The sequence below is a fragment of the Photobacterium sp. S4TG1 genome, from assembly GCF_036040035.1.
In the GTDB taxonomy this organism is placed as follows: Bacteria; Pseudomonadota; Gammaproteobacteria; order Enterobacterales; family Vibrionaceae; genus Photobacterium.
The window spans coordinates 115,905-128,665 of sequence record NZ_JAYXUH010000003.1 but is presented as its reverse complement, the minus strand read 5'-3'; the positions used below and the strand labels follow the sequence as shown (position 1 = coordinate 128,665).

Genomic DNA, 12,761 nt, shown 5'->3' with positions numbered 1-12,761 from the left:
TAACAAAGTGCTGTTAGTGGGCAGCTTCCATTTCACTACTGAATTGGAAATCAAGTTCACCATTAATGTAGTCAACACGAACAGAACCACCATTAACCAATGAACCAAACAATAATTCATTCGCAAGTGGCTTTTTAAGGTTCTCTTGAATCACACGCGCCATCGGACGCGCACCCATCGCCTTGTCATAACCTTTATCTGACATCCACTCTCGTGCACGCTCAGAGACTTCCATTGATACACCACGCGCATCAAGTTGTGCTTGTAATTCCACAATAAACTTATCAACCACTTGGCCAATAATGTCTTTTTCTAGATGGTTAAACCAAATAATATTATCTAGACGGTTACGGAATTCTGGCGTAAATACGCGTTTGATCTCTGTCATCGCATCATGGCTATGATCCTGCTGAATAAGACCAATCGATTTACGTACTGTTTCCGTCACACCGGCGTTAGTTGTCATCACAAAAATAACATTACGGAAATCCGCTTTACGACCGTTATTGTCGGTAAGCGTGCCGTTATCCATTATTTGTAATAGTAAATTGAACACATCAGGATGCGCTTTTTCAATTTCATCAAGTAAAACAACGGAGTGAGGATTTTTAATGACGGCATCCGTTAATAAACCACCTTGGTCATAACCTACATAACCAGGAGGTGCACCAATTAAGCGGCTTACTGTATGACGTTCCATGTACTCAGACATATCAAAACGTAGCAGCTCAATACCCATTGTACGTGCTAACTGGACTGTTACTTCCGTTTTACCAACACCAGTAGGACCGGCAAATAAGAATGAACCAACAGGCTTATTATCAGCACTAAGTCCTGCACGGCTAAGCTTGATCGCTTCGGTTAGTACATCAATCGCACTATCTTGACCAAAGACTAGCATTTTTAGACGAGTATCAAGAGATTGGAGTACATCACGATCACTGCTTGAAATTGATTTTTCAGGAATACGCGCCATGCGAGCGATCATCGCTTCAATATCACCGACATTAACCGTTTTTTTACGACGGCTTGCAGGCGCTAAACGACAACGCGCACCCGCTTCATCAATCACATCAATCGCTTTGTCAGGTAAATGACGCTCGTTAATGTATTTGGCTGATAACTCAACCGCGGCACGAATCGCTTTATTGGTAAAACGAACTTCATGGTGCGCTTCATATTTAGATTTCAAGCCCATCAATATTTTAGTGGTGTCATCCAATGAAGGTTCAACCACATCAATTTTTTGGAAACGACGCGATAAGGCACGCTCTTTCTCAAAAATATTGCTGTATTCTTGATAAGTTGTTGACCCCATACAGCGAAGCTTACCACTACTCAATAATGGTTTTAGTAAGTTAGCAGCATCAACTTGACCGCCAGAGGCTGCACCTGCACCAATGATGGTATGGATTTCATCAATAAATAAAATCGCATGTTCTTCTTTTTCAAGCTGCTTCAAAATACCTTTGAAACGTTTTTCAAAGTCACCACGGTATTTTGTGCCCGCTAAAAGAGAACCGATATCAAGCGAGTAAATCACGCAATCTTGAATAATCTCAGGAACTTGACCTTCAACAATACGCCAAGCCAAACCTTCAGCAATTGCGGTTTTACCCACACCCGCTTCACCCACTAATAAAGGGTTGTTTTTTCGACGGCGGCACAAAACTTGAATCGTACGCTCAAGTTCTTTATCTCGACCAATCAGAGGATCAATACCACCCGATTTGGCAAGTTGATTGAGGTTTGTGGCAAAATTCTCAAGTTTGTCTTCGGAGCTTGCTTGTTCGGTACGTTGTTCTTCGTTATTGCCAATCTCTGACGGATTTACATCATCATTATCACTGCCTTTCACCGTGCCATGAGAAATAAAATTCACCACATCAAGACGACTAATATCACTTTTCTTAAGTAAGTATGCAGCATGTGATTCTTGCTCACTAAAAATAGCGACCAATACATTCGCACCAGTAACTTCACTGCGGCCTGATGATTGAACATGGAATACGGCACGTTGTAACACCCGTTGAAAACTCAATGTTGGTTGGGTTTCTCGGCTCTCATCATCCACTGGAATTAAGGGTGTTGTTTGTTCAATAAAAGAATCTAGCTCTTTACGCAACAGCTCAAGATCAGCACGACACGCTAATAACGCCTCTTGTGTGGCTACGTTATCTAACAGTGCCATCAATAAATGTTCTACCGTCATAAATTCATGACGCTTTTCCCTTGCTCGTGCAAATGCACCATTCAGGCTTGCTTCAAGTTCTTTATTTAGCATAAGGCACCTCCCCTAAAAACCACTCAATATGGCGTGCCGGAAAAAGATTATGCTTTTTCCATCGTACACAACAACGGGTGTTCATTTTCCCGAGCGTACATCATTACTTGCGCAACTTTTGTTTCTGCTACTTCGGCAGTGAAAGTGCCACAAATGGCTTTACCTTCATAATGCACCGCAAGCATCAACTGAGAAGCTTTCTCCAGATCCATGGAAAAAAATGTTTGTAACACATCAATCACAAAATCCATCGGTGTATAGTCATCATTATTTAGCACTACTTTATACATCGATGGCGGCTTAACTTGGATTTCTTCTTTATCTAAGACATCAGATTCAGGATTCATCCATTCGTATAACTTACTCATAGTTTTATCTTAGTTCATTAATTCGTGAGCTGGCTATAGCCAAGTTAATAAAAGATTTTATCAAAATGTTACAAAGAATACTTGACTGACTAGTTAATTTTACTACATTGTAAAATATAGTAGATGTAATCTGCATCAAAATCGCATTAGTATGCAATCAAACATTACTCGATAAGCAACTAATGTCAAATGGAACTTGAATGCAAAAAGGATGTATAGCATGGCAACAGGTACAGTAAAATGGTTCAATAACGCCAAAGGATTTGGTTTCATCTGCCCAGAAGAAGGTGAGGATGATATTTTTGCTCACTATTCAACAATTCAGATGGATGGTTACCGAACACTAAAGGCGGGTCAGCAAGTGAACTATGAAGTTCAAACTGGCCCAAAAGGTTACCATGCCAGCGCTATTATTCCCGCTCAAGGCGATGAAGCCAAATAAACCGATCCCGTATTTATTGCACATTAAGAGGTGAGTTGTCTCACCTTTTATTTGTTAACTCGAAGCCAATTTTATAGTAACAGGTACAATATACCAATTACACTTCGACTTCGACAGTCATCTGTTGCGATTAATCCTTCGCATATGCTTTTATGCTGAAAAATCCAACAATCATATAAAATCACTGTTTTTTAAACGCACTAAATTTGAATAAAACACGCATAAAAAAACACCATTGATTGTGATATTAAAAATAAGACTAGAGCGACATTAAATTTAACAAGAAATACACATCACGCTGCAACTATTGCTATCCTATGCCAATTTTAGTTCACTGCCTACACTGGTTAACTTCTATTATTCTCTGTTTGAGAGTTAGCGCACGAGAGTATGATATTTGTTATCTCGTTACTTATAGCCTATCGATACAACTCATCAACAGCACATATAACAGCAATAAAAAAAGCCCAGTAAATACTGAGCTTCATATGTTTTGAACTGCAATAATGATTACATTTGCTCAATCATATCATCTGCAAATTCTGAACATTTACGTAAGTTAGCACCTTCCATTAAACGTTCAAAATCATAGGTTACCGTCTTATTACTGATTGCCGCTTCCATTGAACTAAGAATTAAATCAGCGGCTTCTGTCCAGCCCATATGGCGTAACATCATTTCAGCAGAAAGAATCAATGAACCAGGGTTAACTTTATCTTGGCCTGCATATTTAGGTGCCGTACCGTGGGTTGCTTCAAATAACGCCACACCATCACCAATGTTAGCACCAGGAGCAATACCGATACCGCCCACTTGAGCAGCTAAAGCATCCGAAATGTAATCGCCATTAAGGTTCATAGTTGCAATAACATCATATTCTTCAGGGCGCAGTAAAATCTGCTGTAAGAAAGCATCAGCAATACAATCTTTGATCACAATCTCTTTGCCTGTCTTTGGATTTTTCAATGTCATCCAAGGACCGCCATCTAGTAATTCTGCACCAAATTCTTGTAGAGCGATGTCATAGCCCCAATCTTTAAACGCGCCTTCAGTAAATTTCATGATGTTACCTTTGTGTACTAAGGTTAACGAGTCACGATCATTATCAATGGTGTATTGAATTGCAGCACGTACTAGACGTTTAGTCCCCGCTTCTGATACGGGTTTAATACCGATACCACATTGTTGTGGGAAGCGAATTTTTGTCGCCCCCATTTCTTGCTGTAAAAATTGAATGACTTTATCAGCTTCAGGTGTACCTGCTTGGTATTCAACGCCAGCATAAATATCTTCTGAATTCTCGCGGTAAATAACCATATCGGTTAATTGCGGGCGTTTAACAGGGCTTGGAACACCATCAAAATAGCGAACAGGTCGAACACAAATATAGAGATCAAGCTCTTGACGTAATGCTACATTAAGGGAACGAATACCGCCACCAACAGGGGTTGTTAGTGGGCCTTTAATAGCGACTTTGTATTCACGAATAAAATCAAGAGTTTCTTGTGGAAGCCATGCATCATCGCCGTAAACTTGGGTTGATTTCTCACCCGTGTAGATTTCCATCCACTCAATCTTTCGATCGCCGGCATACGCTTTTTTAACTGCGGCATCAACAACTTTAATCATTGCTGGACTTACATCGATCCCGATACCATCACCTTCAATGTACGGAATAATCGGGGTATTAGGAACAACCAATTTACCTGCAGCATCTACTGTGATTTTCTGACCCGCTGTCGGTATAATTACTTTACTATCCATTTTAAATCTCCTGGCATCCATTTGTTATCATTTTGTAAGAAGCGAGCAAATCATACTTTAAATTTTATCAATACGTCAATTGTGTAATTTTTCACGTATAATAAGGCTGTCCAACTCATCAACTCTTACAACAACGCGTATTTATGAAGCCAAACACCACAAATCGTCAACCTCTTCGTGCCAATAATGAGCGTAGAGCGTCAAGAAAAATAAATAAACCCAAGCGTCCTCGTGGCCCACAAAAAGTTATTTTATTTAACAAACCTTATAACACTTTGACCCAATTTTCAGGTGAACCGGGTGATAGCACCTTAGCGGATTTTATTCCGGTTAAAGATGTTTATCCTGCTGGACGGTTAGATAAAGACAGTGAAGGATTACTGGTATTAACTAATGACGGTATTTTACAAGCGCGATTAACCCAACCACAATCAAAGCAAGCCAAAGTCTATTGGGTGCAAGTTGAAGGCGCGCCAACAGTTGAAGATTTACAGCAATTACGTGATGGCGTGACATTAAAAGATGGCCCGACATTGCCCGCTGGCGTTGAAGTGATCGAATCACCACAAATATGGGAGCGTACTCCCCCAATTCGTGAACGTAAAAACATCCCAACAACATGGCTTGCGATTACATTACGTGAAGGCCGCAATCGCCAGGTGCGCCGTATGACAGCACATATTGGCTTTCCAACATTACGTTTAATTCGCTATCAAATGGCACAATGGACGGTGGCAGATTTAGCGCCGGGAGAATGGAAAGAAATTACGCTTCCAAGTCCAAACCTAGCATAATTATCCCTTCACGCCATTCGCGCTCTGTGTCTAACATTGGAGCGCACTATTCCCTTTCATGCTGCAAAACTATTTTCCTCAACAAAAAACTACACATTTTTGGTTACATCCTCTATGATTGCGACAAATAGCAAACGTTTGCTATTTGATTTCATCAAGATAGTAATAATAAAAAATCATGGCCATTCTTAATCTATACCTCAGTTTTTAAATGTTTTTTTTTATTATCTTGGTTTTTATTTATACCGTTACCATCGTTAATCATTATTTATTGAAGTGTGATTCTGCTCTCGATCTGTTTCAGGCGCTGGGTTTCTGTTAGAATTACGCCCTTAACACTAAATTAGCGACAGTAGAGAAATATGTCTGATAACAGCCAAAAGAAAGTCATTGTCGGCATGTCCGGCGGCGTAGATTCATCGGTATCCGCTTACCTGCTCCTTCAACAAGGTTATCAAGTTGAAGGCTTGTTTATGAAAAACTGGGAAGAAGACGATAACGACGAATACTGCTCTGCTGCAGAAGATCTCGCTGATGCACAAGCGGTATGTGACAAACTTGGTATTACGCTGCATACCATCAACTTTGCAGCTGAATACTGGGATAACGTGTTTGAATACTTCCTTGCTGAATATAAAGCAGGCCGTACGCCAAACCCAGATATTCTGTGCAACAAAGAAATCAAATTTAAAGCCTTCCTCGAATTTGCAGATGAAGTGCTGGCTGCCGACTATATTGCAATGGGCCACTATACCCGTCGTAGTTTCCCAACCGTTGAAGGTGAAAAACCTCAAATGTTGCGCGGTGTCGATAACAACAAAGATCAAAGCTACTTCCTATACACATTAGGCTACGAGCAAATCGCCCGCAGCTTATTCCCTGTTGGTGAACTTGAAAAACCAGAAGTGCGCCGCATTGCCGAAGAGCAAGGTTTGATCACAGCAAAGAAAAAAGATTCAACTGGCATTTGCTTTATCGGTGAGCGTAAATTTACTGAGTTTTTAGGTAAATACCTACCCGCTCAGCCGGGTAAAATTGAAGTGGCAGATACAGGCCTTGTTATCGGTGAACATCAAGGCTTGATGTACCATACATTAGGTCAACGTAAAGGTTTACATATTGGTGGTCAAAAAGGCGGTAATGGCCTTGAAGATGCATGGTATGTCGTTGATAAAGATCTAAAGCGTAATGTGCTTATTGTGGGCCAAGGTAAAGATCATCCTCGTTTAAAATCAAACGGTTTGATTGCCTCTCAGTTGCATTGGGTTGATCGTCAACCTATTCGCGAGACAATGGCATGTACGGTAAAAACACGTTACCGTCAGCAAGATCTTCCTTGTACTGTCATTCCAATGGATGATGAAACTATTAAAGTGATTTTTGATGAGCCTCAAATTGCAGTAACGCCGGGACAATCAGCTGTGTTCTATAACGGTGAAATCTGTCTTGGTGGCGGCATTATTGAAGAGCGAATTTAAAGGAGTTTTTGCGCGTGGCTTACTCTATTTATGATCGAACGATTGCGTTTGCTGGTATGTGCCAAGCAGTCAAATTAGTTCAAGACGTTGCCCGTAATGGCAATTGCGATTCAGCAGCATTAAGCACAATGCTCAATAGCATTATGGCAACAGATCCAGCCAACACCGTAGGTGTCTACGGCAGCGAAGCTGATCTACGCATTGGCTTAGAAGCTATGGTGCGTGATATTGATGGTTCATCATCTGGCAGTGAAATAACACGTTACCTTGTAGGTGTTATGGCACTGGAACGTAAACTATCGGCTCGTCGCGATAGCATGGCACAACTGAGTGATCGTGTTGACACATTGAAGCGCCAAACGGTCCATTTTGAACTACTTGACGAACAAATGTTGAGTAATATTGCCAGTATTTACCTGGATATTATCAGTCCACTAGGACCTCGTATTCAAGTGTCTGGTACGCCTGCGCAATTACAATTGCCTCATGTTCAGCATCGTGTTCGTGCATTGCTACTTGCTGCCGTTCGTAGTGCTGTACTTTGGAACCAAGTCGGCGGTAAACGTCGTCATTTATTATTTGGTCGTAAGCAAATGCTAGAACAAGCAAAAATATTGCTCGCTCGAAACTAAATTAACGCATTGCTAACTTCAATTCAGCCTGAAATATCAGGCTGAATATTAATTTTGTTTTAACTCTCATACACCAGGAGAAATCAACATGGAACTGTCAGCACTGACAGCTGTTTCCCCAGTAGACGGCCGCTACGGAAGCAAAACAAGCGTATTACGCAGTATTTTTAGTGAGTTCGGTTTACTAAAATACCGTACTATCGTTGAGATCCGTTGGTTACAAAAATTAGCTGCTACTGATGCTATCGTGGAAGTTCCTGCGTTCAGCGCTGAAGCAAATGCATTCTTAGATAGTATTGCTGCTGAGTTTAGTGAACAAGATGCGCTACGTATTAAAACAATTGAGCGTACAACAAACCATGACGTAAAAGCGGTTGAATATTTTCTAAAAGAAAAAGTAGCTGAATTACCTGAACTCCATGCGGTTAATGAATTCATCCACTTTGCATGTACTTCAGAAGATATCAATAACCTTTCTCATGCGCTGATGCTGACTGAAGCACGTGAAAAAGTAATGCTACCAGAAGTACGTAATGTTATTGATGCGATTAAAGCACTTGCTAATCAATTCCGTGATATTCCAATGCTTACCCGTACCCACGGCCAACCAGCATCTCCATCAACAATGGGGAAAGAAATGGCAAACGTGGCGTACCGCATGGAACGTCAATATAAGCAAATCGAAAACGTTGAAATTCTAGGTAAGATCAATGGCGCAGTGGGTAACTACAACGCTCACCTATCTGCTTACCCTGATATCGACTGGCATCAATACAGCGAAGAATTTGTCACTGCGCTAGGGATTACATTCAACCCTTACACAACACAAATCGAACCACATGATTACATCGCAGAATTATTTGATGCGTTTGCTCGCTTCAACACTATCTTGCTTGATTTCGATCGTGACATTTGGGGTTATATTGCTTTAGGCCACTTTAAACAAAAAACAATTGCTGGCGAAATTGGTTCTTCTACCATGCCACATAAAGTTAACCCAATCGATTTTGAAAACTCAGAAGGTAACCTTGGCTTAGCAAATGCTATCTTTGGTCACTTAGCACAGAAGCTACCAGTTTCTCGCTGGCAACGTGATCTCACTGACTCAACTGTTTTACGTAACCTTGGTGTAGGTTGTGGTTATGCAATCATTGCTTACACATCAACACTTAAAGGTATTAGCAAGCTTGAACTTAATCAAGAAGCTCTTGCTGCTGAATTAGACCGTAATTGGGAAGTACTTGCAGAGCCAGTGCAAACCGTTATGCGTCGTTACGGCATCGAAAAACCTTATGAGAAGCTAAAAGAGCTAACTCGTGGCAAGCGTGTTGATGGCGAAGGTATGCGTACATTCATTGATGGTTTAGAATTACCTGAACATGAAAAAGCACGTCTTAAACTTTTAACGCCGGCTAACTATATTGGCGACGCAGTTAAATTAACCGATAATCTATAACTCAGTCATAGATTATAATTAATGAAATAAGGACGTTATTTAATAACGTCCTTTTTTATTAACGGTACACTGATAATTTATTGACGGTTTGTTGACGCTATCAATATTATTTTATCTTATACTTCTCTTCATTAATTAATAGTATCCGTTATAGTAAATATTTATAGCATTATTATTTATAAATAACATATTCACCCAACGCCAAAACAACGCCTTAGAGATATATAAAAAATAATAAATAGTTCGTTGTTTATGTTTTTATTGTTTTCATAACTCTTCAGGAGCATCTTAGATCTGTTTTTGCTATTTTAATTATGATAATTAAAAAATAAAAATAGTGGAGCTCTTTCATCGTGACTATCAAACGTCCTTCAATCTCGTTATATAGCATTGTACTAACGACGTTATTTATAGCTATAGGTTTCGTGACGTTAGCACTTACTTCACAGACAATTGGCCGCCAGTTATTTAAATATAATCTCGAATCATTTGAACATAAGCGAAGTAACAACTACTTACAAAGCATTCAATCCACTGCTGTTCTACTTGATAATCTACAATATCACCTGTCCTATACCTGTGATAATGAAGATATATCAGAGCTTGAACGAACAAGCTATTATTCATCAAATATTCGTAATATCAGCCTTACAACTAATTCAGGTAAAGTCTGTGGCGATCGCACCAATCTTAGTCAGATGTATGGTTCTCCAACTAAAAAAATTCAATTGAATCGCAATCTAACAATGGTCGCGAATGAAAATAATACCGAATCTATCCTTCAATATAGTAAGAAGTTTGTTGGTGGTACTATTACTGTTGATATCGAAAAGCAACCCACCGATATATTATTAGCCAATGCCTGTAATAAATGCTGGATCCAGACGATAGAAAGTGGCGACATTACCCTATATACCAGTAATACAGAAAATGCATCCCAGACTCGGTTTAAACAACCAACAGTAAAACATCGCCCCTTAAATAAGGAGATAGAGCCTATTTTATCAATGCCTTTTTATAATAGTGCATTGATAAAATATTATGTTACACCACAAGTTATTACTGACTACCGTGCTCAAATCAAACCCTTTTTATTACTGATATTAGGTGGGTTAATTGTTATCGTCTTAGTGATGTTACACCGTCGCTATCGCAGCACGAGTATTATTAAATATTTAATACTTAATGCAATCAAACAGAATAACTTAGTGCCTTATTACCAGCCAATTATTGACGCAGAAAAACATTTAACTTGCGGTTATGAGGTGTTGATTCGCTGGGAGACAAAGAAAGGTAACGTAATCTTACCTGATGAATTTATTCCTCAATGTGAAGCAAATGGTGTTATTACACCACTAACCTTTCAATTAATTAATACAGTGGCACGTGATATTCATAAATTAGAGGTAATACATGGCAAAACACTGCCTTACTACTTCAGTATTAATATCAGCGCGAGCGTATTGCAAGACCCAGAACTTATTGATATTACACGTTCAGCATTAGCTCACTATCATATTGCAGCTCATAATATAGCTTTTGAACTAACAGAGCGAACTCCAATAGATAATATTGAGCAAGCAGAATTAAACTGTCAAAAGCTAAATGCAATGGGAATTCAAATTAAGCTCGATGATATTGGAAATGGTCATAATGACTTACTATCACTACAAAAATTACAAGCGACGACGATTAAAATAGATAAAGTATTTATTGATGATATTAACTCATTATCCGCAAATACTATCATTAAATCATTAGTCGCATTTGCAGAAAAAGCAGAAGTAGAAGTCATTGCTGAAGGCGTTGAAACACAACAACAGGCTGATATTTTACTTGATATTGGTATACGCTATCACCAAGGTTTCTTATATAGCAAACCAATGCCATTTAACTTGTTAACTAACGATAAACATTTTCATGTCTAAAATAGAGCATCATATTTTACAAAAAAACGATTCTGAGCGAAAATTTAATCATTTTTTTTGCAAAAATAAAATCGTTAAAAAAACAATTATTATTTTATGTAACATACTAATATTAATAGGGTTGCTAACTATTGGTATTCGTAATGATGTACATGAAACAAAACTATACGTTCAAGAAAATTTAAATCAAATAAAAAAATCCATGAATACGTTAGCATTTCGAAATCAGCGTTATGCTAGCACAGTAACAAAAGCAATTAATGAGTTAAAAAATCAAGAATTGCAGGCTTTAGTTACTATACATTATTACCCTCAATTAAAAGAATTTGGTTTCAATCGTGGTATCTATTCCGATAATCTCCTTAACGGAACTTTACTTGGCCCAGGACAGCCGAATGAATATATCCAAAATGATACCCATATTTTTGCTTTGCTTGATGATCTGTGGGCTGAACAGCAACACCATGCAATTACTTATAATTATTATTATATCTCTCATGCATTGGAGTATTTTTACCTCTCATCAAAATCAAATGCAATTAATTTTAATGCCACTAAAAAGTTTTTTTCATCGCCAAAATATCAAGATCAGCGTTCGGAGTCTCAGCCTGTAACATCATTATATAATGGCTTTTATTATACGGCGCCTTATCTTGATTTTTTCTCTAACCGCATGGTTATTACGATTAAATCACCCGTTTATAATAAAGATCAGGTCGTCGGTGATATTGGGGTTGACATTCCTGTTAAATCATTGTTATCGTCAATCACCTTACCTAATAAATTAAAATCTTCATTAAATTTATATCTATATGATGTTAATAAGGAAAAGAGGATTGATATTTATAAAGGATATAAATCAACCTTGTTGCCAGCAATAGAGGTTTATACTCGTTTAAGTAATAATATTCTGATACACGCGAATATTTCATCAGCGTTTTTTATTTCTTTTGCTATCCAAATTATAACGTTTGGAGTGCTTATCTTGATCACGCTAAATTATATGAATGCCACTTTACGAAAATATAAATATCAAAAACAATATTATCAATTAGAGGCATATACAGATCAATTAACAGGATTATTCAACCGTCGAGTGCTTGATACCGTTATCCAAGAAACACTCGAAGAAAATAGAAAAATAAATAAACCAATCTCAATAATTGTTTTTGATGCCAATGATTTTAAGACAATTAATGACACTTATGGACATGATATTGGCGACTTAGCATTAAAACATATCTCATCAACCATTAGCGATATAACACGCGATAGTGATATTTGTATTCGACTCGGTGGTGATGAGTTTTGTATTATTTTACCCAATGCCGATTTAGAACAAGCCTTACTAATGGCAGATCGCCTTGAGTTAGCTATTTTTAGCGGCTATTTTTGTCATTATCATATAAAAGTAGCGATCTCTACTGGTTGTACGGTGATTAAAGCTAATGAAAACTTACATGATGCATTAGTACGTGCTGATAAAGCGTTATATCAAAATAAAAAAAATAAATCTGAAAATAGAAAAGCCCTACAACAACAGTTAAAAAATTATGTTTTTAAATCTCCGCCCTCTTTTTCGAAAAAAGAGTAACGCTCACATAGTCAATTAAAG

The 12,761-nt window shown here is 38.3% G+C and carries 10 protein-coding genes; 7 read left to right on the top strand and 3 right to left on the bottom strand.

All coding sequences use genetic code 11. The features are described 5' to 3' along the window. Positions 1-13 precede the first annotated feature (13 nt). The gene (gene clpA / locus VXS03_RS06230; RefSeq protein ID WP_327762630.1) at positions 14-2,284 is read right to left on the bottom strand and encodes an ATP-dependent Clp protease ATP-binding subunit ClpA; all 2,271 of its coding nucleotides are present in this window, start codon (positions 2,282-2,284) and stop codon (positions 14-16) included. 47 nt (positions 2,285-2,331) lie between these two features. Then, complete coding sequence (clpS, locus tag VXS03_RS06225) at positions 2,332-2,652, bottom strand: ATP-dependent Clp protease adapter ClpS (protein ID WP_080157900.1); 321 nt, start codon at positions 2,650-2,652, stop codon at positions 2,332-2,334. Positions 2,653-2,872: 220 nt separating this feature from the next. On the opposite strand from clpS, the gene cspD reads away from it, so the two are divergent. Beyond that, positions 2,873-3,094, top strand: coding sequence for a cold shock domain-containing protein CspD (gene cspD, locus VXS03_RS06220; protein WP_080157901.1), 222 nt, complete (start codon positions 2,873-2,875; stop codon positions 3,092-3,094). Positions 3,095-3,604: 510 nt separating this feature from the next. Here the strand turns inward: cspD and icd are convergent. Then, positions 3,605-4,858, bottom strand: a complete 1,254-nt coding sequence (gene icd / locus VXS03_RS06215) for an NADP-dependent isocitrate dehydrogenase (protein ID WP_327762627.1) — start codon at positions 4,856-4,858, stop codon at positions 3,605-3,607. A 143-nt stretch (positions 4,859-5,001) separates the two neighbouring features. On the opposite strand from icd, the gene VXS03_RS06210 reads away from it, so the two are divergent. The 6 genes from VXS03_RS06210 (at position 5,002) to VXS03_RS06185 (ending at position 12,740) form a co-directional block, all read left to right on the top strand. Further along, positions 5,002-5,652, top strand: coding sequence for a pseudouridine synthase (locus VXS03_RS06210; protein ID WP_327762624.1), 651 nt, complete (start codon positions 5,002-5,004; stop codon positions 5,650-5,652). Positions 5,653-6,014: 362 nt separating this feature from the next. Beyond that, positions 6,015-7,130 (top strand): tRNA 2-thiouridine(34) synthase MnmA, encoded by a 1,116-nt coding sequence (mnmA, locus tag VXS03_RS06205; RefSeq protein WP_327762622.1) that lies wholly within the window; start codon positions 6,015-6,017, stop codon positions 7,128-7,130. Between the two features lie 14 nt (positions 7,131-7,144). Then, positions 7,145-7,762 carry a high frequency lysogenization protein HflD gene (gene hflD, locus VXS03_RS06200; protein WP_327762620.1) on the top strand — a complete coding sequence of 206 codons (618 nt, stop codon included), beginning with the start codon at positions 7,145-7,147 and terminating at the stop codon, positions 7,760-7,762. Positions 7,763-7,850: 88 nt separating this feature from the next. Then, entirely contained in the window at positions 7,851-9,218 is a 1,368-nt protein-coding gene (gene purB, locus VXS03_RS06195; RefSeq protein WP_327762618.1) for an adenylosuccinate lyase, read from the top strand. A 353-nt stretch (positions 9,219-9,571) separates the two neighbouring features. Further along, a complete protein-coding gene (locus VXS03_RS06190; protein WP_327762616.1) occupies positions 9,572-11,146 on the top strand; it encodes an EAL domain-containing protein in 1,575 nt (524 codons plus the stop codon). Then, entirely contained in the window at positions 11,139-12,740 is a 1,602-nt protein-coding gene (locus tag VXS03_RS06185; protein WP_327762614.1) for a diguanylate cyclase, read from the top strand. Before VXS03_RS06190 ends, VXS03_RS06185 begins: the two co-directional genes overlap by 8 nt. Positions 12,741-12,761: the final 21 nt, after the last annotated feature.